Genomic DNA, 24,133 nt, shown 5'->3' on the forward strand with positions numbered 1-24,133 from the left:
GGAGCAACGACTGAAAATCACAATTTGTTACCGTTAATGTCAGCTTAGCTCCACAATCCCCCTTGTTTTTTGAAATAAAAGTCTCAAATATAACCTTAGATGTAACGGTTATGAAACAAAAGTGCGCTACATTAGGTCATAGTTAATGTGACTTATTGCAATACAAGTTAGTCATTACAAAACAAAGAGGTTATCTACAAAACAAGGAGTTTTAAATGAAAAGAAACAATGTAACCCAAAGAAGAAATATAAACTGCGCTACCCGCAGAAAACAATTGTTAAAAAAGCTACAGCGCAAAGTCAATATGCGCCGACAAGACTTTCAGTCTCAGTTAGAAATGCAGGAGCTGGCAACTGCCGGTTAGGCATTTCTTTCTGCTTCCTGGGCAGCTCGTTTTAACGCTTTTTTCTCTTCTCTTCGACGCTTAAAGAAATCAGAAATTACCATACTGCACTGTGCTTCCAGAACCCCCGACGTCACCTCAATCTGATGATTTAAAATTTGGTTACGCACCAGATCCATAACACTACCACAAGCCCCCGTCTTGTAATCTGCAGCCCCAAACACCAGACGTTCGATTCTGGAGTGCACCAGCAAACCAGCGCACATGGGACAGGGCTCCAATGTGACATATAAAGTGGTACCCGGCATTCGGTAATTATTGAGCACCCCACCTGCCTGACGCAAAGCCTGCATTTCTGCGTGGGCTGAAGGATCATTAAGAGTAATGCTTTGATTCCAGCCCTCAGCAATCACTTCGCCATTTTTAACCAGAATAGCAGCAACTGGGATCTCTCCTGCCTTTTCGGCATTCTGTGTCAAAGCCAACGCTTGGGCCATAAATTGTTCATCTACTTCTATTTGCTTTAGCATTTTTTCGTCATTCAGGTCATACTTTGGCGAATATAGCCAAATTCAATAAATCCAGGATACTTGCAAACCTGATAAAACATTGTTTTATATAGGCTTTTTATTTTGGCCGAAGACTTGCTTTCAGGTTGCGAATATTCATGAAATTATCACACGATTCATATTTTAAGGGGAAATAATTATGAATGTCACCGCTGTTGCGATTATCTCAATTATCTTTGGGTGTTCCATTGCCTTAGTCGGTATGATTTTAAAGTACCGCAGTCAGTCAAGACTCAATTCCGTAGACAGCGAGCGTCTGCAGGCAGAAATTTCGCAACTCAAAGAGCGTGTGGCCACTCTGGAAAAAATAGTGACAGACGATAAATACCAACTGAAAAAAGAGTTTGATTCTCTTAGTTAATCCCGCAGTTCTTTATCCGGCCCAAATTAAAAATGGCCTCATTGCTAAGGCCATTTTTGTTGAGTTTAAATATCTAAAATCAGGCTGATTCTAAGCTTCTTTACTCCCACTCAATAGTAGCCGGTGGTTTTCCGGAAATATCGTAGACCACGCGGGAAATGCCATCGATTTCGTTGATAATGCGATTGGATACCTTACCTAAGAAATCATAAGGCAAATGTGCCCAATGTGCGGTCATAAAGTCAATGGTTTCCACTGCGCGAAGTGATACCACCCAGTCATACTTACGGGCATCGCCCATAACTCCCACCGAGCGCACTGGCAGGAATACGGTAAAGGCCTGGCTTACTTTGTGATACAGGTCGGCAGTGTGTAACTCTTCGATAAAGATCGCATCGGCTTTGCGCAACAAATCACAGTATTCTTTCTTGACCTCACCCAGTACCCGTACACCCAGACCTGGTCCCGGGAACGGATGGCGGTATAACATGTCGTAAGGAATGCCTAATTCGAGACCAATCTTACGCACTTCATCCTTAAACAATTCCCGCAGCGGCTCTACCAGTCCCAGCTCCATATCTTCAGGTAACCCCCCCACATTGTGGTGGGACTTAATCACATGGGCTTTACCGGTTTTAGAACCTGCAGATTCAATAACATCCGGATAAATAGTGCCTTGCGCCAGCCATTTGGCATTCTTCAGTCTCTTAGACTCTTCATCGAATACTTCCACAAAAACATGACCAATGGTCTTGCGCTTGGCTTCCGGATCTTCAATGCCATGCAGGGCACTGAGGAAACGCTCTTCCGCATCCACCTTGATAATATTCAGGCCGAAGTGATCGCCGAACATTTCCATCACCTGATGACCTTCATTCAGGCGCAACAAGCCATTGTCAACAAAAACACAGGTCAGGTTGCTACCAATGGCACGGTGCAACAACATAGCGGTTACGGATGAATCGACACCACCAGATAGGCCCAGCACAACCTCTTCATCACCCACCTGTTGTTTAATGCGCTCTACCGCATCTTCTATGATTGATGCTGGTGTCCACAGGGCTTCACACTGACAAACATCCTGCACGAAATGCGACAATATGCGCATTCCCTGTTTGGTATGAGTTACTTCCGGGTGGAACTGTAAACCGTAAAATTGTTTTTCAGCATGAAACATACCGGCAAATGGGCAGGTTTCTGTTTGTGCCGTCAACTCAAAACCTTCCGGCAATGCAACCACCTTGTCACCGTGACTCATCCAAACATCTAAAAGTGGATTACCTGCACTGTTGAGATGATCTTCTATTTTCTCTAGCAACGGAGACGGGTTGACCACTTCTACCTGGGCGTAACCGAATTCGCGTTCTGTACTGCCTTGCACCTTACCGCCAAGTTGTTCGGCCATGGTTTGCATACCATAACAAATACCCAGCACAGGCACGCCAGCCTCATAAACCCACTGTGGCGCTCTGGGAGAATCAGCTTCGTGCACTGACTCAGGGCCACCAGACAAAATAATACCGTTGGGCGCAAACTCTTTGATACTTTGTTCATCGACATCCCAGGCCCACAGTTCACAGTAAACGCCTATTTCACGCACTCTGCGTGCGATCAATTGGGTGTACTGAGATCCAAAGTCCAGAATCAGGATTTTGTGTTGATGGATGTCTAAGTTCATTTGATAGTCTTCCGAATTCAGTTAAGTGTGAAACGAGAAAAAAGAGGTATTAATTGGAGCCAGAGTTATTTTGATGATCAAACTCTGGCCCCATTATTATTGGGGCTTAGCCCATACGGTAATTAGGTGCTTCCTTAGTGATGGTAACATCGTGCACGTGAGACTCACCCATGCCTGCAGAGGTAACTTTTACAAACATCGGCTTGGTACGCATTTCATCAATAGTCTGGCAACCTGTCAGGCCCATAGCTGAGCGCAAACCACCCATTTGCTGATGCACTATGTTAGCAATCGGCCCCTTGTAAGCGACACGTCCCTCAATACCTTCTGGTACTAACTTCTCAGCATTTTTGCTGTCCTGGAAGTAACGGTCAGAGGAACCGTTGCGCTGATTCATGGCACCTAATGAGCCCATACCGCGATAAGACTTATAGTAGCGTCCCTGGTATAGTTCTACTTCGCCTGGCGCTTCTTCAGTACCGGCTAACATACTGCCTACCATTACCGAACTGGCACCAGCGACTAACGCCTTGGCGATATCACCAGAGTAACGAATACCACCATCAGCAATAACCGGAATATCCAAATCTTTTAAAGCTTCAACGGCATCTGACACTGCGGTAATTTGCGGTACACCACAACCGGTAACGATACGAGTGGTACAGATAGAGCCCGGGCCAATGCCCACTTTCACCGCATCAACACCGGCTTCAGCCAGGTCTTTCGCGCCTTCGCCAGTAGCCACATTACCAGCAATAATTTGCAGTTCAGGATATTTAGCACGTACTGTTCTGACGCGTTCCAATACACCTTCAGAGTGGCCATGAGATGTGTCAATAAGCAAAACATCTACACCAGCATCTACCAGTAGCGAAATTCGCTCATCAGTACCAGGCCCGACACCAACCGCAGCACCAACGCGAAGGCGACCAAGCTTATCTTTACAAGCATTAGGTTTACTCTCTGCTTTTTTGAAATCCTTAACAGTGATCAAGCCTTTTAGCTTGAAATCATCATCCGTTACCAGAATCTTTTCAATTCGATGTTCATGCATCAATTCCAGAACCTGTTCTGGATCGGCACCTTCTGTGACGGTTATCAGGCGCTCTTTTGGTGTCATAACACTGGAAACGGGTTGATCTAAGTGTTGTTCAAAACGCAGATCCCGGCCGGTAACAATACCTAACAGGTTGTAGTCTTTATCCACCACCGGAAAGCCGGAAAAACCATGCAAGGCGCTAAGTGCATTAACATCAGCAATGGTAGCATCAGGATCGATAGTGATCGGATCAGAAACCACACCACTTTCGTATTTTTTTACACGACGAACATGGTCAGCCTGCTCTTCTGCAGACATATTCTTATGAATAAAACCCATACCGCCTTCTTGTGCCAAAGCAATAGCTAATGGCGCTTCGGATACCGTGTCCATAGCAGCTGACACCAGCGGAATATTGAGAAACACCTCACGAGTTAGTCGGGTGCGGAGATTTGCAGTATGAGGTAAAACGGAGGAATGTCCGGGAACCAATAAAACGTCATCAAACGTTAAAGCTTCTTTGGCGATGCGCAACATGTAACTACCTATATGAGTATTTTGTTGCGGCGCAATTGTAGCTGCTTTAGTTAATCAGGTAAACTTAAAAACTCTATCTGTAGTAAAGTTTATTTTTATCCCAATCTGAAATTCTGAGCCAATTACATGCAAAATCGTAGCGATATTTTTACAGTCAGCAAACTAAATCGGTTTGCGAAACACATTTTAGAATCAGAAATTGGCAGCATCTGGATTTCAGCCGAGATCTCTAATTTTGTGGCCGCCAGCTCAGGCCACTGGTATTTTACATTGAAGGATGCCAGAGCCCAGGTCAAAGCAGCCATGTTTAAAGGGGCAAACCGCAAAGTCAGACAAATGCCCAAAGAAGGCGATAAGGTGTTAGTCAGAGGAGATATCAGCCTTTATGAGGCCCGTGGCGATTACCAGCTTATTGCCTCCCACCTGGAGCCCGCCGGACAAGGTGATTTAAAACAGCAATTCGAGCAATTAAAATCACGTCTGGCTGAAGAGGGCTTGTTCGCTCAGGAAAGAAAAAAGAAACTGCCAGAAAAAGCGCAGCGTATAGGCATTATTACCTCGCCGACGGGTGCTGCAATCAGAGACATTATCACGGTATTTAAACGGCGTAATCCCGGTATAGAGTTAACCGTATATCCTGCCTTGGTGCAGGGTGAAACGGCAGCGATTTCGTTAATTAATGCCCTTAAATTAGCCAATCAACACCAATACGTGGATGCGATTATCATTGGGCGTGGCGGCGGCTCAATGGAAGATTTATGGTGTTTTAACGATGAACAATTAGCCCGAGAAATAGCCCGCAGCTCACTCCCTGTGGTCAGCGCAGTGGGACACGAAATTGATTTTACCATTTGCGATTTCGTGGCAGATTTAAGAGCTCCAACGCCTTCGGCGGCGGCAGAGCTATTAAGTTATTCCAATGTCGAAACCATGAATCAGTTGGCTAGTTTCAAACGGCAACTTAGTGGTGTATTTATTAACCTGCTGCGCAGTAAGCGTCATGCCCTGCAGCAAACGAGTCACCTGTTGAATCGCCTTCATCCGGAGTCCAGATTAAGAGAACAATGGCAAAATCTGGACAGATTACAACAGTCGCTGCAATTGCTGATGGACAAAAGCTTAGCAAGAAATAAGGAAGCATTGCTCAATCTGAATCATCGCATCAGCAGGAAAAATCCAGAACACACCATAATGCAATTGCAACAGACATTGGTCAGGGATAAAAAACAGCTCCAAAACTCAATGCTCCATATGTTAGAGAGCAAGCGACAGCAATTTTTAAATCAGTGCCATTTATTGGACACCGTTAGTCCACTGGCAACATTAACCCGCGGTTACTCAATTACTTACAAGGGCGATGCAATTGTAAAAAGCAAACAGCAACTGCAAAAAGGGGACGAAATTTGTACAAAACTAGTTGACGGGGAGGTCTATAGTCAGGTTTCATAACATTACTTCCAATTAATATTGGTGCTCGTGAAAACTATTCAGTGGCAATTTTTATTTCTGACATTGGCATTACTGTCTTCACCGATAGCCGCCAAACTCGCGCCGCCAGAAAAGATCCTTTGGTTGATCAATGACGCGCCTCCCTTTTTTATTACTCAGGGCCAACACAAAAATACCGGTATTTGTGATGTTACGCTGACGGCACTCAAACAGGCACTGCCTGACATCCAACACGAGGAACTGATTTTACCTCACACCCGTATCGGTAAATATATGGATGAAGGTCAACATGCATGTTTCCCCTGTATGATAAAACGCCCCAATGCAACGAACAGGGCAACCTACTCTACCGGTACCGTTGTATACCCGCCTCACGTACTGGTTTTTGCACCTCAGACACAGCTAAAACCGGGTATAGCCAGTAAACCAGTTCTTTCACTGTCGGCCCTGTTGTCCGATGAAAGTCTAATTTTTGCCAAACACGGCGGACGTTTATTTGGCCCGGTGTTAGATGACATTTTGGCGCAATCCGCTGATGACGATAGATTATTGATCCTGCGTAATGAGGGACAAAGCACCACATCAGTGCTGCGCTTACTGCAAATTAAACGGGCAGATTACACCATAGAATATCCAGCCATCGTCAACTTTTTTAACGTGACAGAACAGCAGGATTTAAACCAGGTGTTGATAAAAGAAAACCTGGATCAGCCTGTTGTGGGTGCGGTGGGCTGCTCTAGTCATGCTGATAGTAATTTTGCCCAGCGCGCCTTGACCAGCATTAACCAGGCGTTGAGTGAAATTGTGCTTGATGAGGAATACCAACGAAATGTCAGTCACTGGTTTAATGCCGATGAACAATACCATCGCTGGTATCAGGAATTAGTGATAAAGCAATAATCAACCCGCTTTAACCTTGTCTGGAATATTGCAACAGAGCAATTCCGGTGAGGATAAGCAGGCCCGACAGTAGCAATTGCCAGCTGATTGCTTCGCCTAATAGCGCAAACCCGGCCAAAGCGGCTAATAGCGGCACCGTTAACTGAGATAAACCAGCCTGCAATCCGGTTAACCGCGGCAGCACGTAATACCATAGTGCATAACCTCCACCAGATGCCAACGCTCCGGATAAAATCGCGAATATTACGCCCTCTTGTGTCGCCCAAGTCTGTGCTTGTGGCAAAAACAGTAAAAGTAAACACAAGGGCAAGGTACGCATAAAATTCGCCGCTGTATCAGCCAGCGGTTGGCGGCTGTGCGTCCCAAGGTGGGTATATAGTCCCCAGGCCGCTCCGGCAATCGCCATTAATCCAATACCGAGGGGTGATGGATTACTGACTCCAGGTAATAGCAGTACGAATAACCCCGACATGGCCAGAAGCACACTCATCCATTGCCTGGCTGTCATTGTATGACCAGCCCTCAGATACAAAGCTATCAAAGTGAACTGCACCACACTAAACAGTACCAGTGCCCCGGTGGCCGTATCCAGTGATACATAGGCCAGAGAGAAAAACAGGGCGTATACAAACAAGGCAAGCGCACCGCGCCAGCTACCTGCTGTTAACGGCGACGGAGCGGGTTTGGTGGTGGCAAAATACAATGCAATCAACAGCAGGCAAACCGCACCGGATAACAATCTGATCTGGGTAAAATAAACAGGCTCAATTAGATTATTCGCCAGTGCAAGGCGACATAACACTGAGTTACCGGCAAAGGCCAGCAAGGCCAAAAGTGTATAAATTAGGGTATGCAATACTAAGCCTCAAAAACGAAACGGGATCACAATGACCCCGCTTTACCGTATTTTCTTTCTCAGCTGATTACTTTTTGTGGTGTTTCATCAATCGCTGACGCTTGCGGAGTTGCGATTGAGTGAGTTTGTTCTTTTTCCCTTCATAAGGGTTGGCACCTTCCTTAAACTCAACTTTTATCGGAGTCCCCATAATCTTTAGGGATTTACGGAAGTAATTCATCAGATAACGCTTATAGGAATCCGGAAGATCTTCTACCTGGTTGCCATGCACAACGATTCTGGGCGGGTTATAACCACCGGCATGAGCGTATTTCATTTTTACCCTGCGCCCGCGGATCAGTGGCGGTTGGTGATCTTCCTGAGCCATTTCCATTATGCGGGTCAACATCGAGGTATTAACCCGTTTAGTGGCAGACTTGTAGGCCTCCTGTACCGACTCATACAGATGACCCACTCCGGTACCGTGCAACGCTGAGATAAAATGCAATCGCGCAAAATCGATAAAGCCCAGTCTGAAATCCAGCTCTCGCTTGATATCATCTTTAACTTTAATATCCAGGCCATCCCATTTGTTCACGGCCAATACCAGCGCCCGACCGGAATTTAACACAAAGCCCAACAGTGAGAGGTCCTGATCGGTAATCCCTTCACGGGCATCTATCACCAATAAAACCACATTAGCCTCTTCAATGGCCTGCAAGGTTTTGATAACCGAAAACTTCTCTACGGCGTCACTGATCTTGCCTTTTTTACGCACCCCGGCGGTATCAATCAGAATGTAATCCTGATCTTCTCGTTGCATGGGAATATAAATACTGTCGCGGGTTGTGCCTGGCATGTCGTAGACCACCACTCGCTCTTCGCCCAGGATACGGTTGGTCAAGGTGGATTTCCCAACGTTGGGTTTACCCACAATCGCCAGTTTGATGGGCAGAGATTGCAGACGTTCCAGCTCTGCTTCGGCGCTTTCTTCATCATAGTTGGGCTTTTCCGGTATGCGCATCTCAGGAAATTGCGCAGACATAGGCACCAGCGCAGTTTCCACCAAAGAGGCCACACCGCGACCATGAGAAGCGGCAATCTGATATACATCCCCTAACCCCAGCGAATAGAACTCAGCTGAGGCACTGTCACCATCAATACCATCCACCTTATTAGCTACCAATAAGGTTTTCTTACCCTGAATGCGCAGATGTTTAGCAATGCCCTGATCGGCTGCTGTCAGTCCAGCACGAGCGTCTACCAAAAAAATAACCACATCGGCTTCAGCAACAGCCAGCAGTGACTGACTGGCCATTTCTGCGTCTATACCCTGCTCATCACCGCTGATACCACCGGTATCAATAAGGATAAACTGCCAGCCCTGAAATTTTGCCTGGCCGTATTTGCGGTCACGAGTCAGGCCTGGATAATCCGCTACCAGTGCATCCCGGGTGTTAGTCAACCGGTTAAATAAAGTTGATTTCCCTACATTAGGGCGCCCTACTAAGGCGATTACTGGTAGCATGAATAAAACTTCCTAAAATACAAAAACCCAAAACTGGGCCGGTAATACAAAAACGGCTCCTTATTGTAAGAGCCGTTCGCAAACTTGTCGATTTTCGTCTGGCTTTTACGGTGCTCTTATAGCCGCAATATCACCTTCACGAGTAACAGCGTATATAATATCGCCGCTTACCACTGGTTCCACATAGACGGAATTATCTTCATCATCGCCGCCAAAATCCAGACGTGCGACAATTTCACCGCTGGCTTTGTCCAGCCAATGTAAGAAGCCATAGCGATCACCAACCACAACATAGTCAGAAACTGGTGTTGCTGAGGTTAGCTCCCTCTCACGTAGTGATGGTTGCGACCAACGCTCGATACCGTTTCTTCTGTCCAGAGCATATACCTGGCTATTAGCATCCACCACGTACAGGAAATTGCCGTCGATGGTCATTCTACGATATGAATGGTATTCGCGTTTCCACAATACACGCCCAGAGCGCAACTCTACTGCGGCCAGTGTTCCGTTATATGATACCACATACACGATTCCGCCAAATACGATGGTTTGACTGTCGATATCTACCAGACGCTCTAACTCTGTAGCACCGGAAGCAGCTGCAATAGTTTGCTCCCACAAAATCTGACCATTTTCAATCAGTACAACAGCCACTTTACCACTAGCTGTACCAACAATAGCACCGCCGCTGGCAATAGAAGGTTGAGCGACACCGCGCAAACTCAGGGCAGGCACTTCCGATTCGTAAATCCAGCGCTGCTCTCCGGTTTCGGCATCCAATGCATGCATAACACCGGCACCGGTATTAACGATAACCACGCCCTCATCAACTGCTGGAGCAGCCAGGACTTCGCCGCGCACTTTGGCTTGCCAGGCTAGCTTGCCGCTATCCACGTCCATGGCGAACACAACACCATTTTCACTACCAAAAAATATCTTTTGATAGGCAGCGGTAATACCACCAGACAATCTTGCTGAAACACCATCTGACCACAACTGAGATACAGAGCTAAACATACCTTCATCACGATATTCAGCCAGGTCAATCTTCCAAAGTTGCTTACCACTTGCCTGATCAAATGCTTTTACCAGGCCCTGACGGCTGGCAGCAAACACTTTGTCATAAGCGACTACCGGAGTCAGTCGGGAAAAGTAATAATCGACACCATCACCTACCGAGTCATCCCATACAATAGTGGGTTTGAATCGCTCGGAGATGGGCTTTAAAACTCGAATTTCGGCTTCTTCGTCATCTTCAAACCAGGTGGTAGGATCCATCCAGGTGGGAATGACAGAACATCCCGACAGATTGACCAGCAATACCAGCAGTGTCAATCTGCTCACTATGTTTTTAACAGTCATGCTTAGCTACTTACTTTTGCGTTGAGGTGATCTATCTTCATTTGGATCAGAGTTGGATTGCCTTCAGTCAGCTCCAACGCTTTGCTATAACTTTCCTGCGCTTCGTTAAACAGTGACTGCTTAGCTAAGACATCGCCCTTCACTGTATACGCCTGAGCCATAAAGGATTCAGAGCTGACCTTATCCAGGGTAGCTTTTGCCGCATCGTACTTTTCTAATTCGCCCTGTACTCTCGCCAGGCGCACCAGCGCTAAATCTTTGATTGCTACATCAGAAACATTATCAGCAGCCCATTGCAGTTGCTTTTCAGCTTCAGCCAGGTCATTGTGCTCAACAGCAACTTTAGCCACCTGTAATGCTGCCATAACCGCATAGGTAGTATCTTTGTTAGCATCAATAAACTTTGTTAACACTGAGGTGTCAGTTTGATTGGCAGACAAAGCTTCAATGGCCGTGTTGTAGGCGTCATTAGCTTGTTCTTGTGCCTGCAGTTCCTGCGCATTATAAAAACGCCAGCCCCACAAACCACCCAGTCCGAGTGCTGCACCAACGATAATTGGAATGCCATTCTCTTTCCAAAACTTCTTAATGGCTTCGATTTGTTCTTCTTCTGTACTGAAATGGTCCATCAGTGTCCTCTGATTAAATTTCGTATGCTAAGCTGATCTTGATCAGATCAGTTTTAATTCTAAATTCTTTTGCAAATCCGACTGAGCAACCTCTTCTTGCTGCCCGTCTGACAGGGATTTAACAATTACCTTTTGATTGTCCAGTTCCTGATCACCAACGATGATGGCGAATCTGGCATTAACTTTATCAGCGCGTTTCATTTGCTTTTTAAAGTTTCCGCCCCCCATGTGGGTCTGAATGCGGTGCTCAGGAAAAGCTTTCCGAAGGGTTTCGGCAAGCGTAATATTAAAAAGTTCCGCTCTTTCACCCATTGCCGCCAAATAGATATCCGTAGGCGGGTTAATGGTATTCTGATCAACCCGTTCAGCCAGGATTAACGCCAGGCGTTCAATCCCCAAAGCAAAGCCTACTGCCGGGCTACTTTTACCACCTAATTGCTCAACCAGGCCATCATAACGGCCACCAGCACACACTGTGCCTTGCGCTCCCAGAGTATCAGTCACCCATTCGAAAACGGTGCGATTGTAATAGTCCAGGCCTCTGACCAGTGTTGGGTTGACCCGGTAGGCGATGCCATAAGCATCTAATCTTGCCTGAACGGCGCTGAAATGCTGTTGAGATTCTTCGTCCAGGTAATCGTGTAATGATGGCGCATCAACTAGCAAAGCCTGCACATCAGGGTTCTTGCTATCTAAAATTCTGAGCGGGTTGGAATCCAGGCGACGCAGGCTATCTTCATCGAGCTTGTCTTTATGACCGCTTAGATAGTTAACCAGTGCTTGTTTGTAATTTTCGCGGGCCTCGTTTGAGCCAAGAGAATTGATTTCCAGCCTGACATCTTCAGCGATACCAAACTCTTGCCATAATTTCGCTGCAACCGCGATGACTTCGGCGTCCGCATCTGCGGAATCGAAACCATAGGTTTCAATACCAAATTGGTGAAACTGGCGGTAACGGCCCTTTTGTGGCCGCTCGTGACGGAACATGGGGCCCATGTACCATATTTTTTGTTGCTGGTTGTACAATAAACCGTGCTGATTCCCGGCTCGAACACAGCACGCCGTGCCTTCGGGGCGCAAAGTCAGGCTGTCGCCATTGCGATCTTCGAAGGTGTACATTTCTTTTTCGACGATATCGGTGACTTCACCGATTGAACGTTTAAACAGATCGGTGCTTTCCACAATCGGTGTGCGGATTTCCTGATAACCATAACTGTTGGCAGCGGCTCTTAACTTTGCTTCAATCCACTGCCACAAGCCAGACTGCTCTGGTAAACAGTCATTCATTCCACGTACGGCTTGTATCGTTTTACTCACGGCTTACTTCTCAAATTCAATTTGCACTTAAAAGCCCGGCATTATAGGCGTAAAGGCGCTAAACAACAATGGCTGAATCTATGTGGAAATATGCATAGATTCAGGATTGAACCTGGGTGGTAGGTATTTTATTGTTTTCATCTAAAATAGCGGCCTTGGCACGGATCCGTTTTTCCAGTTGCTCTACCAGATCGTCATTTGCCAGACGCTCGCGTTGACGCTTGCCGTCCAGATAAAAGCCACTCATGTTACGCGCGCCTGTTAACCCCAAGTCCGACACTTCCGCTTCTCCCGGCCCGTTGACCACGCAGCCAATGATGGATACGTCCATTGGGGTGAGGATATCTTCCAGTCTTTCTTCCAGTGCGTTTACCGTTCCGATAACGTCAAACTCCTGACGAGAACAGCTGGGACAAGCAATAAAGTTAATACCGCGAGAACGAATGCGCAGGGATTTTAGAATATCAAAGCCCACTTTAATTTCTTCTACCGGGTCTGCCGCCAGAGAAATCCGAATGGTATCGCCAATTCCTTCAGCCAACAGCATACCCAGTCCTACTGAGCTTTTTACCGCGCCTGAGCGGAAGCCACCAGCTTCAGTAATACCAAGGTGTAAGGGTTGTTCGATGCGCTGTGCCAGCAAGCGATAAGCACCTACCGCCAAAAACACGTCCGACGCTTTAACGCTTACCTTGAACTGGTCAAAGTTCAATTTCTCCAGAATATCCACGTGGCGCATTGCTGACTCTACCAACGCTTCCGGTGTCGGCTCGCCGTATTTTTCCTGAATATCTTTTTCTAATGATCCAGCGTTAACACCGATACGAATGGGAATATCTCTGTCTCTGGCAGATTCAACAACCGCTTTGACTCGCTCCATGTTGCCAATGTTACCGGGATTTATACGCAAACAATCTGCACCGTATTCAGCCACTTTCAGCGCAATGCGATAATCAAAATGGATATCAGCCACCAGCGGCACTGACACCTGTTGTTTAATTTTTTTAAACGCCTCAGCAGCATCCATGGTGGGCACTGACACCCGCACAATTTCGCCACCGACCGCAACAATGCGATTTATCTGGGCAACCGTTGCCTCAACATCCGTGGTGGGCGTGTTAGTCATGCTTTGCACGGCGATTGGCGCGCCATCGCCAATCGGCACATTGCCGACATTGATTCGGGTAGATTTTCTGCGTTTTATGGGAGATTCAACATTCATGAACTCGACTCTCCTATGGTGAATGTGGCGGTTCGCCCTGCCGGAAATGCGCTCATATCATAAGGCTCACCGGCCACAGTGAGCGAAACCGCTTGTGGTGCGCCCAGTTTAACTTCAAATGGCGGAATACCGCTAACCGGCATTACACGCCCGGCGGACTTGATGCCATAGGCAATGGCCTCGCCGGTGGCATCCACCAGGTTCATCCAACAGTCTTCGGTAAAGGTAAACACCAGTTCCACAGGCTCAGCAGAGGTGTCATAGACTGGCGTTTCATTACTTTCTGTCTGGTCTTGCGCTAAGTCAACGGCTAAATTTTGGCTGTCGATGATTTGAGGAGCGGCCGGTTCAACATCACTCTGTTGTCTTTGTGATGTGTCTTGTTCTGTTTCATCGGCTTGAGATAATACCAAAACATTGTTATCAGTAACTTCGGTTTCCGATAAAGTGATTGAGGACACTGGCGTCGAATCTGTGGTCGCCGGGGGCTGCTCGGTGGTTTGTATCTGTTCAGCATGTATCTGTTCAGTTTGTCCAGTTTCAGCCATAGCCGTCTCTGATTGCGGAGCTGTTGCAATCGGCTCTTCTGATTCATAGGAAGCGCTGTCAGTTTCCAATAATTCCGTGGCTGCGAACTCTTCTTTTTCTGGCTCAGCCTGAGGCTCTTCCTCTGTTTCACTCTGTGTTGTGCTTTGTTGCACAGAAGTTTCAGAGTTGCTCTCACCAGTATTGTTACCTGATTGCTGAAACCACCAAACGACAGCCATAGCAATGATGATAAAAAGAACAAAATAACTAAACATCATCAGGCGTGCATCGCTGGCCTGATGAGCAACTTTCTGAGAAAAGCTCTGTAATTTAGCAGGTTGTTTACCCGGATTAGCCAACTGGTCAAATTCGGCCAGTAAGGACTCAGGTTCCAGCTCTAAATAGCGCGCATATAGCCTTACATACCCTCGGGTAAAGGTCATGGAAATGGAGTGATCAATCACATCGCTTTCCAGATCTGCAATCACTGAAGGTCTGAGGTGCAACTTTTCCGCCACATCTTCAATACTTAAGTGACGCGCTTCGCGACTGGTTTTAAGTTTTAAACCGGGTGCGGGAAGACGTGGATCTTCCTGAATTTCTTCTGCCATAAATGCCCAAATTCTGAATGTTAATTAGGGTTTGATACGATTAACCGTTGTCCTATAGATAAACCGGACACATCTCTTATACTGTTCCACTCTACTAAAGACTGCACTCTTACATCATAGATGCGTGATACCTGGTACAGGGTCTCGCCTTTCTTTAAGACATGATAAAGTATGTCTGATCGAGCAGCTGTGGCCGGCTTTGTGGTTTCTTGCACCACCTCACCCGTCGAGACCAAAGCAGGAGTCAATATCACTGTGCGTGGTTGCCCCACTCTGTCGGGATACAGAGTTTGCAACATATCTGTATATCCCTGGGCAATATTGGCATTACCCAGACCATTTTCAATCTCAATAGCTAAATTTAGTGTATCGGCCGTTACCGGTACCACTTTTTCATATTGCCGATAAGCTATCTTAGCTTCCTGCCATTGTTGTTTAGCGATCAGTAATTCCACCAACATGTACCAGCTTCTGGCCCGGCCAGGCTGGTGTTGCAGAGCACTGCGTAGATAAGTCATGGCTTCAGCGGTTTTGCCCTGACGATGACTACATATGGCCAGGTTTTCATAACTTTCAGCAGTGCGATTGTAACTTTTGATATTCACCGCCTTAAGCAGGTTTTCTTTGGCTTCCCGGTACTCCCCCACTTCGCACAAAAAAGCGCCATAGGAATTGATGAGGTCCGGATTGTTTCTATCCAGGTGCATGGCCTGCTCGTAATATTGGCGCGCTATTTCCCACTCAGAAACCTGTTGATAATAATACGCCAGGGCAAAATGCACATCTCCGAGCCTCGGTGCAAATTCCAACGCCTTATCCAGATTGGTTTTAGCCTGAACATAATTGCCATTTTTCAGGTAGGTCAATCCCAGTGAAACCCGCGTTTTTGCGGCTTCAATTTGATTAACTCCCTGCGCAACTGGCACCGATGAAGTTGTTGTCTGGCTGGCGCAGCCAGCGATAGTCAGAGAAAATAGCAGTGTTAAAATGCGCATCGTGAGTCGCTGTTTATTGTTATTAGTTGAGCTTAACCTCAATACTTTCACCCTTCATGCGTTTTTTCAACATACGTTTAGTGCGATCGACAACATCACCGACTAATTGGCCACAGGCTGCATCAATATCGTCACCACGGGTTTTACGTACTACAACTGTATAACCATGCCCCATTAATACTTTAGCAAAACGATCAATTCGCGAATTGCTGCTTCGGGTATAGGGCGAGCCGGGATAAGGGTTAAACGGAATAAGATTGATCTTGCAAGGCGTATTTTTCATCAGTTGCGCTAACTCTTCAGCTTGCTCCATGCTGTCGTTAATGCCATTCAACATCACATATTCAACAGTCACCTTACCGCGATTGGCATTGGATTTTTGCAGATAACGCCTGACTCCGGCAAGAAATTCTTCAATCGGGTACTTCTTGTTTACCGGTACAATTTCATCGCGTAATTTATCATTTGGTGCATGCAGCGAAATAGCCAACGCCACATCAATTTGATCACCCAATTTGTCCAATGCCGGCACAACACCTGAAGTACTCAAGGTGACTCGCCTTTTTGACAAACCGAAACCCAGGTCATCCAGCATGATCTCCATAGCAGGCACGACGTTTTTCAGGTTAAGTAATGGCTCACCCATACCCATCATAACGACATTACTGATGGGGCGTTCATTGGTGTCAGGTGACAATCCAATAAATTTAGCGACACGCCAAACCTGGCCGATAATCTCAGAAACCGTGAGGTTGCGATTAAAACCCTGTTGCGCAGTAGAACAAAAGGTACACTCCAGCGCGCAGCCCACCTGAGAAGACACACACAAAGTAGCTCTGTCAGTTTCCGGGATCCACACAGCCTCAACTTCCTGGCCACCTTTTAACATCATGGCAAACTTAATGGTGCCATCTGTTGCTTGTTGAAAAGTGCTGATCTCCGGCGCTACGATTTCACAGCGCGCCTGCAGCTTAGCTCGCAAGTTTTTGTTCAGGTTGGTCATTTTGGAAAAATCATCTTCCCCTTGCTGATAAATCCACTTCATCAGTTGCTCAGCACGGAAGGGTTTTTCACCTATTTCTGCGAAAAACTCACGCAAAGACTTCCTGTCAAAATCCAACAAGTTTACTTTTTCTTCGCTGACGCTTTTCACTGTCATTAATTACTACCTCAACAAAAACCACTGACAAGTCTGAAATGCCAGTATTGTATATTTTTCAACCTTTTCTTGCCATGAGTTAATCACAAGGGCAAGAAAAAGGGAGCCTTGGCTCCCTTTTACAATGCAAAGAACTACCTGAAGTAGCTCTTAAAATCTTATCTGGTGCGAGGGCACACTTCTTCGTCAGCGAAGAAATAAGCGATTTCGCGAGCAGCAGACTCAGGCGCATCAGAACCGTGAACCGCATTCTCATCGATAGAAACCGCGTAGTCAGCACGTAAAGTACCAGCTAAAGCTTCTGCTGGGTTAGTAGCACCCATGATTTCACGGTTTTTAGCAACTGCATTTTCACCTTCAAGAACCTGGATCATTACCGGTCCAGAAGTCATGAAGTCAACCAATGCTGGGAAGAAAGGACGCTCTTTATGCTCAGCATAAAAACCTTCAGCTTTTTCTTTGCTCAGGTGTAACATTTTAGCTGCAACGATACGCAGACCTGCAGACTCAAAACGATTGTAGATTGCACCGATAACGTCTTTAGCTACTGCATCGGGCTTGATAATGGAAAAAGTGCGTTCTAGCGCCATTTTTACCGCTCCAATTTTGTGGTTAAATTTAAATCGGCGCGGATTATATGCAATTGTGCGTCGCATTCCTATGGTTGCACCGGAATTTTTGATAAAAATTCGAATTAACTCGTGTAAAAAACAATCAACAGTCGATTTATTTCGAATTACCCGGCCAATTCACGCAATCTGGGCACAGCATAAAACAAATTGTCCAGTGCGATATCAATATCCTGCTCACTAGTGTAGCGCCCGAATGAAAAGCGAATCGAAGCATGAGCCAATTGCGGATCAATGCCCATTGCCGTTAACACATAGGAAGGCTCCAGGCTCGCCGAGGTACAAGCGGAACCGGAAGACACAGCAATATCTTTCAGTGCCATCAACAAAGATTCACCATCGAGATGTTCAAAGCTGACATTGACAATACCGGCCACCGACTGATTTTGCTCGCCATTGATCACAACATCAGACAAATCCTTGATACCATCCAGAAAACGCTGTTTTAACTGAGCAATGCGCTGTTGCTCCTCATGCAGACATTCTTTAGCAATAGCAAACGCCTGGCCCATACCTACAATTTGATGGGTCGCCAACGTGCCCGAACGCATCCCTCTTTCGTGACCTCCACCGTGGATCTGCTCCATGACATGGACTTTCGGACGACGTCTGACATACAGCGCACCAATGCCTTTGGGGCCATAAATTTTGTGACCTGAAAAAGACATCAGATCAACAGGTAGTTCAGCCAGATCAATGGCAATTTTACCGGCACTTTGTGCCGCATCCACATGAAACAACACCTCACGCTTGCGGCAGATATCACCAATATTGCGAATATCCTGTATAACACCGGTTTCATTGTTCACATGCATCACCGACACCATTAGCGTGTCTGGTCGTATCGCATTGCTAAGCTCAGAGAGATCCAGCAAACCGTTGCTTTGTGGTTTCAAATAAGTGACTTCGAATCCAGCATTCTCCATCGCCTGACAAGTATCCAGAACGGCCTTGTGTTCAGTCGCTGAGGTAATAATGTGCTTGCCTTTATCCTGGTAAAAATCAGCCGCGCCTTTAATGGCCAGATTATTGGATTCAGTTGCGCCGGAAGTAAAAACGATTTCTCTGGGGTCGGCGTTGACCAGATTGGCAACCTGCTCTCTGGCAGCCTCCACCGCTTCTTCAGCCTGCCAGCCAAAACGATGCGAGCGAGAAGCGGGATTGCCATAAATGCCATCGCGAGTCATGTGCTTAATCATGACTTCAGCTACGCGCTCATCTACCGGTGCAGTCGAGGCATAATCCAGATATATTGGGGTATTCATAGTGCTATAACTGTAAACTTATTTCGATTTTGTCACTGTTGATATGACGAGATTTGTCTGCATCCTGTCGTTCAGCTACTGAACGCACTGCAGCGTTTGAAACCAGCTCACCCAGAGTGATGCCATCAAGGAACATTTCAATGCGCTCGCTCAGGTCTTGCCATAAGTTATGGGTCAGGCAACGAAGTCCATTTTGACAATCAGACTGCCCCTGACAGCGAGTGGCATCGACGGTTTCGTCCACTGCTTTGATCACCTCACCGACCGCGATATCAGCAGCCTCTCGTCCTAACAGATAGCCACCGCCGGGACCGCGAATACTGGTCACTAACTTTTCTCGGCGCAGACGTGAAAACAACTGCTCGAGGTAGGATAAGGAAATTTCCTGTCGTTCGGAAATATCAGCCAAGGGCACCGGACCTTTTTTTGAATGCAATGCAACATCCAGCATTGCTGTCACGGCATAGCGACCTTTAGATGTTAACTTCATAACCGGGTTCCGGGTTAAAACTGCTGAGATAGTCACATAGCAGGATTAAGCAGTCAAGATAATACCCGACTATTTTAGTCAGGTATTATTGATTTTTAAATTTTGGGGTCAAAATCATCGTTTATAAAATCCGGCAAGTCCAGCTCCGGAATTTTCTTGTCACAAACATTGCCGCCCATTTTATTTATTTCCGTGCACATGCCTTCTACTTTACTGTCCACCAAATGCAGATGCTCCAGCATTAAGCCAATGGCATTGGCCACCGGATCCGGATTATCTGGTGACACCGCATAAGCATCAAAACCATATTTTTGAGCAATTTTCTCTCGTTGTGATGCTGATTTGGGTGAGGCTTTGGATACCACCCGCCCCGGAATACCCAAGACGGTGGAACCTACGGGCACATCCCTTACCACCACAGAGTTAGAACCCACCTTGGCATCTTTACCGACTGTTATAGGGCCCAATACTTTCGCACCAGCCCCGACCACTACGCCGTCTTTTAAGGTGGGGTGTCGCTTGCCGACATTCCAACTAGTTCCCCCCAAAGTAACGCCGTGATACAGAGTGACGTCATCACCAATTTCCGCGGTTTCACCAATTACCACACCCATACCGTGATCGATAAAAAAGCGCTTGCCTATAGTGGCGCCCGGATGAATTTCGATGCCAGTCATCCAGCGAGCAAAGGTGGAAATAAAACGCGCCAGCCACAGCCAGTTTTTTCTCCACAACTTGTGGCTCAACCTGTGTAACCATATCGCGTGCAATCCTGGATAATTGGTCAATACATCAAAATTGTTACGGGCAGCCGGGTCGCGATGATAAACGCTGGCTATGTCTTCTTTGATTCTGGCGAACATCTGTGGTTCTCGTTATTTAACTGATTTATCAATAGAAGTAAGGATCCCTCTTAAGATATTCAATTCCTGGCTTTCTACTCGGGCACGATTAAACATACGGCGCAATTTCATCATTACCTGTCCTGGATGCTGTGGGATAATAAATCCCGTGCCTGATAAGGTTTTTTCCAGGTGTACATAGAATCGTTCTAAATCCTCGGTCAGAGGATAATCTTGCAATGCCTGTTGCTCAGCCGCTTCATTGGCCAATTCGCCTGTTTGCTCCAGAGTCGCCATACGCACTTCATAACAGATTGTCTGAACCGCCGCAGCCAGATTCAAAGAGCTATATTCAGGATTGGCAGGAATAAACACATGATACTGGCATTGCTGCAACTCTTCGTTGCTTAGACCGTTGTTTTCCCGTCCAAACACGACAGCCACCGGATATTTCTCAGACTCTTCTACAGTTTTTCGGCCGCATTCACGAGGATTCAGCATAGGCCAACTGTGGGTTCTGGAACGTGCACTGGTCCCTATCACCAGCCCACAATCCGCTATCGCTTCGGAAAGTGTCGATACTGTCTTGGCATTGGCCAGAACATCCCCCGCCCCGGCAGCAAGTGCACTGGCCTGGCCATCGGGAGGACTCACCGGATCCACTAAATACAAATCTTTCAATCCCATGGTTTTCATGGCACGGGCGGTGGACCCAATATTGCCCGTGTGGGAGGTGTTAACCAGAACAATTCGGATGTTATTCAAGGCAAGATCTCTTCAAACTAAAACAAAGGCGCAGATAATAACACAAGCGATAAATGAAAAATTGTGTTTATTTTGCACAGCATTTCTGTTAGATTCCGCGCCTAAAATTCGCGTAACCCTGATACTGGGTCGCCGAATAGCTCTTTTTAAAACCAGATGGCTCATTTATACAGGATATCGCTATGCATCCCATGTTGAATATTGCGGTACGCGCTGCTCGTACTGCCGGTAATATCATCGCCCGAAGTTATGAATCTCGGGACAATCTTGAAATCGAATCAAAGGGCGCAAACGATTTTGTCACCAAAATTGACAAAGAAGCCGAACAAGCCATCATTTCCAAGATCAAACAATCTTATCCCGACCATTCCTTTGTAGGCGAAGAAAGCGGCCTTACTGAAGGTAATGACGACTTCAAATGGATCATCGACCCACTGGATGGCACCACCAACTTTGTTCAGGGTATCCCTCATTTTTGTGTATCCATCGCACTGCAATACAAAGGCAAGTTAGACCAGGCCGTGGTCTTTGATCCGTTACGCGGCGAGTTATTTACAGCCAGCCGAGGCAATGGTGCTCAACTAAATGGTTTTCGCGTTCGCGTTGGCCAGCGCAAAGAGCTACAAGGCACAGTGTTAGCCACAGCATTCCCGTTCAAGAACAAGGAGTTACTGGGTGAGTCACTGGAAAAATTTGCCAAGATATTCAACGAAGCTGGTGACGTGCGTCGTTCTGGTTCAGCGGCTCTGGATATGGCCTATGTAGCAGCAGGTCGTTTCGACGGTTACTGGGAACAAGGCGTCAAGCCTTGGGATATTGCCGCGGGTGAGCTATTGGTGCGGGAATCTGGTGGTTTAGTTTCTGACTTCTCTGGTGGTCATCAGTACTTCAAAACTGAACAGGTAGTTGCCGGCAACCCGAAAGTTGTTCAGTCTATCGTAAAACATCTGAAATAGTGATTTTGGGTGCAGCCTGTCATATCGGCTGCACCCTGTTAATTCTTTTGCTTTAAGCGCACTCGTAACTGCTCCTGCTGGCTTTGCTCCAGGTTCTTCATGACATTTTCAAAAGCCTCGGTATTCCCTGCCTTTGCAAACGCCGGTACCAGATTAAGTGCCTGCCAATAATCATTGCGATTTTGCAGCGATTCAGCCACCAAAACGGCCACCGATTTATCTTTGGCGAAATGTTGGGCCAACAGTAAAAAGCTCTTGGCTCGCAAGCGGCTTTTGTCAACGGCATTCTTAAGCAGCATTAGCTGCTCGTCCTGCGTGAAACTCTCCGGAACCTTGTCTAAAAAGGACATAGTATGTTCAGTTACTGGTAGTTCAAACAGATAATTGCCAGTTTCTATGTCGCCTAACATAGTCGCCATATGCGCCACCATGGCGGTGTAGTCCGGTTTGAGATCAAAGTCTGGCTGTTGCAAGGTTTCAATGCTCCAGTCTTTAAAGCCGGTTTGCAGATACAAAGGCAGTCGATTGAAAAACGTTTTAAAAACGGCTTCACCTTTGTTTCCGGTAAAGCTAGTTAAATCAGCGCTGGTAAACTCATCGCGTTGCCATTTCTGATAAACATCTTCAGCCGCTTCGCGAGACTGAAGTGTCAAAAACGTATTCTTTGCTTCAGCGCTGATATCAATAATGGTTTCGGGTGCACCAGCTTCAGATTCAGGTAACAAGATCAGCACTGCATCCGAGCGCTTCCATTTGTTCAGTTGATGTAATTGCTTCGCAGTGAAATCCTTTTGCCACTGTAGTTCTTTAATAAACTGACTTACCCATAAAATGTCTTTGGCGGTTTTAGGCTCATCAGGTAAAGCACTGTTATCCCTGACTTCCGACTTGGCAGCGTAAGAGACCGCCGCCCACTCTTGAGGTGTAATTTCAATACTTTGACAGGCCAATGCCGTGGACAAGGCACTTACCGTTAACAACTTGCGAAGGTACTTCATCAATCAACCCGCATGTAAGCCAGTTATTGCCATTGAGATAAACAATTTGGCTGAATCTTAAGTTGATAAACAGAATATCAAGATTAATAAAATTGACAACTTTTTAACCACAATCAGGAATAGCCGTTTTAACAGGGCAAAAAAAACCGGGCAATCGCCCGGTCTTTTATATACAAATACTTTTAGTTAAAAGGGGTTGATTCCAACTCAGCACCTTCTTTTTCAACTTCAGCGGGTATCAAGTCTTCTTTACTGATGCCCAGCATCAGCGCCACAAGACTGGCCACATAAATTGAAGAATAAGTACCGATGACGACACCAAATAACAATGCTGTAGCAAAACCGTGGATCAACGCGCCACCAACAAAGAACAAGGCCAACAATACAAAGATGGTGGTCAATGAAGTGATTATTGTACGGTTCAGGGTTTGGGTCAGGGAAATATTAATGATTTCTTCTGGTTCACCTTTTCTCACCTTCCGGAAGTTTTCCCGGATGCGGTCAGAAACCACAATGGTATCGTTCAGTGAATAACCGATAACCGCCAGCACCGCCGCCAGAACCGTCAGGTCGAATTCTAATTGTAAAAACGAGAATAAGCCCAAAGTCAGTAATACGTCATGGGCCAAAGCCACTACAGAGCCAAGGGCAAAACGCCATTCAAAGCGCATAGCCACGTAGACAAGAATACACAGTAAGGCTACCAGCATGGCCAAACCGCCCTGTTCAGTTAACTCTTCACCCACAGAAGGGCCAACAAACTCAACGCGGCGAATATTGCTGGTAGACAATTCCAAAGCCTGCATAACCTGATTACTCAGCTCTGACGCTTTAACATTGTCGCGAGGTGCCAAGCGAATTAACACCTCAGAACTACTACCAAAGTTTTGCACTACAGCATCCGGGAAACCGGAGCTTTGCAGACGCTCTCTGATATCGGTTAAATTGGCTTCCTGTTCGTAACCCACCTCGACTAAAGTACCGCCGGTAAAATCCAATCCCCAGTTAAGAGAATTAGTGGCCAAGCTTACAACCGAGAGGATCATCAAAACAGCCGATAATATCATTGCGGGAACCCGCAACGACATAAAGGAAACCGTATCTTTTAAATTTAATAACTGCATG

The 24,133-nt window shown here is 46.5% G+C and carries 24 protein-coding genes; 5 read left to right on the forward strand and 19 right to left on the reverse strand.

Translation table 11 applies throughout. The features are described from left to right. Positions 1-215 precede the first annotated feature (215 nt). A complete protein-coding gene (locus ACXAD8_RS10515) occupies positions 216-365 on the forward strand; it encodes a hypothetical protein (protein ID WP_229529534.1) in 150 nt (49 codons plus the stop codon). Here the strand turns inward: ACXAD8_RS10515 and tadA are convergent. Beyond that, complete coding sequence (gene tadA, locus ACXAD8_RS10520) at positions 362-874, reverse strand: tRNA adenosine(34) deaminase TadA (protein ID WP_475228164.1); 513 nt, start codon at positions 872-874, stop codon at positions 362-364. The two genes, ACXAD8_RS10515 and tadA, sit on opposite strands and share 4 nt — an antisense overlap. A gap of 178 nt (positions 875-1,052) precedes the next feature. Here tadA and ACXAD8_RS10525 point away from each other — a divergent pair, with 178 nt between their 5' ends. After that, entirely contained in the window at positions 1,053-1,274 is a 222-nt protein-coding gene (locus ACXAD8_RS10525) for a hypothetical protein (RefSeq protein ID WP_475228166.1), read from the forward strand. A 100-nt stretch (positions 1,275-1,374) separates the two neighbouring features. On the opposite strand, the gene guaA is transcribed toward ACXAD8_RS10525, so the two are convergent. Together guaA and guaB are read right to left on the reverse strand one after the other, a co-directional pair. Beyond that, positions 1,375-2,952 carry a glutamine-hydrolyzing GMP synthase gene (gene guaA, locus ACXAD8_RS10530; RefSeq protein WP_475228168.1) on the reverse strand — a complete coding sequence of 526 codons (1,578 nt, stop codon included), beginning with the start codon at positions 2,950-2,952 and terminating at the stop codon, positions 1,375-1,377. 106 nt (positions 2,953-3,058) lie between these two features. After that, entirely contained in the window at positions 3,059-4,528 is a 1,470-nt protein-coding gene (gene guaB, locus ACXAD8_RS10535; RefSeq protein ID WP_475228171.1) for an IMP dehydrogenase, read from the reverse strand. Between the two features lie 126 nt (positions 4,529-4,654). On the opposite strand from guaB, the gene xseA reads away from it, so the two are divergent. Beyond that, the gene (gene xseA, locus ACXAD8_RS10540; RefSeq protein WP_475228174.1) at positions 4,655-5,977 is read left to right on the forward strand and encodes an exodeoxyribonuclease VII large subunit; all 1,323 of its coding nucleotides are present in this window, start codon (positions 4,655-4,657) and stop codon (positions 5,975-5,977) included. A 27-nt stretch (positions 5,978-6,004) separates the two neighbouring features. Next, positions 6,005-6,877: a hypothetical protein gene (locus tag ACXAD8_RS10545; RefSeq protein ID WP_475228176.1), complete on the forward strand. Its 873-nt coding sequence runs from the start codon at positions 6,005-6,007 to the stop codon at positions 6,875-6,877. Between the two features lie 10 nt (positions 6,878-6,887). Here the strand turns inward: ACXAD8_RS10545 and ACXAD8_RS10550 are convergent, their stop codons facing one another. The 14 genes from ACXAD8_RS10550 to trmJ all read right to left on the reverse strand — a co-directional run bounded on the left by ACXAD8_RS10550 (position 6,888) and on the right by trmJ (position 21,054). Continuing rightward, a complete protein-coding gene (locus ACXAD8_RS10550; protein WP_475228179.1) occupies positions 6,888-7,733 on the reverse strand; it encodes a DMT family transporter in 846 nt (281 codons plus the stop codon). Positions 7,734-7,800: 67 nt separating this feature from the next. Then, entirely contained in the window at positions 7,801-9,240 is a 1,440-nt protein-coding gene (gene der / locus ACXAD8_RS10555; RefSeq protein ID WP_475228181.1) for a ribosome biogenesis GTPase Der, read from the reverse strand. A 105-nt stretch (positions 9,241-9,345) separates the two neighbouring features. Continuing rightward, positions 9,346-10,602, reverse strand: a complete 1,257-nt coding sequence (gene bamB / locus ACXAD8_RS10560) for an outer membrane protein assembly factor BamB (protein WP_475228183.1) — start codon at positions 10,600-10,602, stop codon at positions 9,346-9,348. 2 nt (positions 10,603-10,604) lie between these two features. Continuing rightward, positions 10,605-11,231, reverse strand: coding sequence for a YfgM family protein (locus ACXAD8_RS10565; protein WP_475228186.1), 627 nt, complete (start codon positions 11,229-11,231; stop codon positions 10,605-10,607). A gap of 42 nt (positions 11,232-11,273) precedes the next feature. Further along, positions 11,274-12,548 (reverse strand): histidine--tRNA ligase, encoded by a 1,275-nt coding sequence (gene hisS / locus ACXAD8_RS10570; protein WP_475228188.1) that lies wholly within the window; start codon positions 12,546-12,548, stop codon positions 11,274-11,276. Positions 12,549-12,648: 100 nt separating this feature from the next. Then, the gene (ispG, locus tag ACXAD8_RS10575; protein ID WP_475228190.1) at positions 12,649-13,770 is read right to left on the reverse strand and encodes a flavodoxin-dependent (E)-4-hydroxy-3-methylbut-2-enyl-diphosphate synthase; all 1,122 of its coding nucleotides are present in this window, start codon (positions 13,768-13,770) and stop codon (positions 12,649-12,651) included. Beyond that, the gene (locus tag ACXAD8_RS10580) at positions 13,767-14,909 is read right to left on the reverse strand and encodes a RodZ domain-containing protein (protein WP_475228193.1); all 1,143 of its coding nucleotides are present in this window, start codon (positions 14,907-14,909) and stop codon (positions 13,767-13,769) included. The genes ispG and ACXAD8_RS10580 overlap by 4 nt, the downstream gene beginning before the upstream one ends. A gap of 20 nt (positions 14,910-14,929) precedes the next feature. Further along, positions 14,930-15,904: a type IV pilus biogenesis/stability protein PilW gene (gene pilW / locus ACXAD8_RS10585; RefSeq protein WP_475228195.1), complete on the reverse strand. Its 975-nt coding sequence runs from the start codon at positions 15,902-15,904 to the stop codon at positions 14,930-14,932. 22 nt (positions 15,905-15,926) lie between these two features. Then, the gene (rlmN, locus tag ACXAD8_RS10590; protein WP_475228198.1) at positions 15,927-17,063 is read right to left on the reverse strand and encodes a dual-specificity RNA methyltransferase RlmN; all 1,137 of its coding nucleotides are present in this window, start codon (positions 17,061-17,063) and stop codon (positions 15,927-15,929) included. A gap of 158 nt (positions 17,064-17,221) precedes the next feature. Then, complete coding sequence (ndk, locus tag ACXAD8_RS10595) at positions 17,222-17,653, reverse strand: nucleoside-diphosphate kinase (RefSeq protein ID WP_229529550.1); 432 nt, start codon at positions 17,651-17,653, stop codon at positions 17,222-17,224. 146 nt (positions 17,654-17,799) lie between these two features. Further along, positions 17,800-18,957 carry an IscS subfamily cysteine desulfurase gene (locus ACXAD8_RS10600; protein ID WP_475228202.1) on the reverse strand — a complete coding sequence of 386 codons (1,158 nt, stop codon included), beginning with the start codon at positions 18,955-18,957 and terminating at the stop codon, positions 17,800-17,802. A 4-nt stretch (positions 18,958-18,961) separates the two neighbouring features. Then, positions 18,962-19,447, reverse strand: coding sequence for a Fe-S cluster assembly transcriptional regulator IscR (gene iscR / locus ACXAD8_RS10605; RefSeq protein ID WP_475228204.1), 486 nt, complete (start codon positions 19,445-19,447; stop codon positions 18,962-18,964). Positions 19,448-19,542: 95 nt separating this feature from the next. Continuing rightward, positions 19,543-20,310, reverse strand: a complete 768-nt coding sequence (cysE, locus tag ACXAD8_RS10610) for a serine O-acetyltransferase (protein ID WP_475228207.1) — start codon at positions 20,308-20,310, stop codon at positions 19,543-19,545. A gap of 12 nt (positions 20,311-20,322) precedes the next feature. After that, positions 20,323-21,054 (reverse strand): tRNA (cytosine(32)/uridine(32)-2'-O)-methyltransferase TrmJ, encoded by a 732-nt coding sequence (trmJ, locus tag ACXAD8_RS10615; RefSeq protein WP_475228209.1) that lies wholly within the window; start codon positions 21,052-21,054, stop codon positions 20,323-20,325. Between the two features lie 182 nt (positions 21,055-21,236). Between trmJ and suhB the strand changes: the two genes are divergently transcribed. Continuing rightward, the gene (gene suhB / locus ACXAD8_RS10620; protein ID WP_475228211.1) at positions 21,237-22,010 is read left to right on the forward strand and encodes an inositol-1-monophosphatase; all 774 of its coding nucleotides are present in this window, start codon (positions 21,237-21,239) and stop codon (positions 22,008-22,010) included. 38 nt (positions 22,011-22,048) lie between these two features. Here the strand turns inward: suhB and ACXAD8_RS10625 are convergent, their stop codons facing one another. Further along, positions 22,049-23,008, reverse strand: coding sequence for a hypothetical protein (locus tag ACXAD8_RS10625; protein WP_475228214.1), 960 nt, complete (start codon positions 23,006-23,008; stop codon positions 22,049-22,051). 182 nt (positions 23,009-23,190) lie between these two features. Further along, positions 23,191-24,132, reverse strand: a complete 942-nt coding sequence (secF, locus tag ACXAD8_RS10630; protein ID WP_475228216.1) for a protein translocase subunit SecF — start codon at positions 24,130-24,132, stop codon at positions 23,191-23,193. Position 24,133: the final 1 nt, after the last annotated feature.

The organism is Planctobacterium sp. AWH2_060 (assembly GCF_056158425.1).

Bases quoted from the DNA above. Each gene is read 5' to 3' on its own strand.
- ACXAD8_RS10515 (WP_229529534.1), top strand. From the start codon at position 216: ATGAAAAGAAACAATGTAACCCAAAGAAGAAATATAAACTGCGCTACC.
- pilW (WP_475228195.1), bottom strand. From the start codon at position 15,904: ATGCGCATTTTAACACTGCTATTTTCTCTGACTATCGCTGGCTGCGCC.
- ACXAD8_RS10600 (WP_475228202.1), bottom strand. From the start codon at position 18,957: ATGAATACCCCAATATATCTGGATTATGCCTCGACTGCACCGGTAGAT.
- ACXAD8_RS10625 (WP_475228214.1), bottom strand. From the start codon at position 23,008: ATGAAGTACCTTCGCAAGTTGTTAACGGTAAGTGCCTTGTCCACGGCA.
- iscR (WP_475228204.1), bottom strand. From the start codon at position 19,447: ATGAAGTTAACATCTAAAGGTCGCTATGCCGTGACAGCAATGCTGGAT.
- cysE (WP_475228207.1), bottom strand. From the start codon at position 20,310: ATGTTCGCCAGAATCAAAGAAGACATAGCCAGCGTTTATCATCGCGAC.
- ACXAD8_RS10580 (WP_475228193.1), bottom strand. From the start codon at position 14,909: ATGGCAGAAGAAATTCAGGAAGATCCACGTCTTCCCGCACCCGGTTTA.
- ispG (WP_475228190.1), bottom strand. From the start codon at position 13,770: ATGAATGTTGAATCTCCCATAAAACGCAGAAAATCTACCCGAATCAAT.
- tadA (WP_475228164.1), bottom strand. From the start codon at position 874: ATGCTAAAGCAAATAGAAGTAGATGAACAATTTATGGCCCAAGCGTTG.
- ACXAD8_RS10525 (WP_475228166.1), top strand. From the start codon at position 1,053: ATGAATGTCACCGCTGTTGCGATTATCTCAATTATCTTTGGGTGTTCC.
- ACXAD8_RS10565 (WP_475228186.1), bottom strand. From the start codon at position 11,231: ATGGACCATTTCAGTACAGAAGAAGAACAAATCGAAGCCATTAAGAAG.
- bamB (WP_475228183.1), bottom strand. From the start codon at position 10,602: ATGACTGTTAAAAACATAGTGAGCAGATTGACACTGCTGGTATTGCTG.
- suhB (WP_475228211.1), top strand. From the start codon at position 21,237: ATGCATCCCATGTTGAATATTGCGGTACGCGCTGCTCGTACTGCCGGT.
- ndk (WP_229529550.1), bottom strand. From the start codon at position 17,653: ATGGCGCTAGAACGCACTTTTTCCATTATCAAGCCCGATGCAGTAGCT.
- secF (WP_475228216.1), bottom strand. From the start codon at position 24,132: ATGCAGTTATTAAATTTAAAAGATACGGTTTCCTTTATGTCGTTGCGG.
- xseA (WP_475228174.1), top strand. From the start codon at position 4,655: ATGCAAAATCGTAGCGATATTTTTACAGTCAGCAAACTAAATCGGTTT.
- rlmN (WP_475228198.1), bottom strand. From the start codon at position 17,063: ATGACAGTGAAAAGCGTCAGCGAAGAAAAAGTAAACTTGTTGGATTTT.
- guaA (WP_475228168.1), bottom strand. From the start codon at position 2,952: ATGAACTTAGACATCCATCAACACAAAATCCTGATTCTGGACTTTGGA.
- guaB (WP_475228171.1), bottom strand. From the start codon at position 4,528: ATGTTGCGCATCGCCAAAGAAGCTTTAACGTTTGATGACGTTTTATTG.
- der (WP_475228181.1), bottom strand. From the start codon at position 9,240: ATGCTACCAGTAATCGCCTTAGTAGGGCGCCCTAATGTAGGGAAATCA.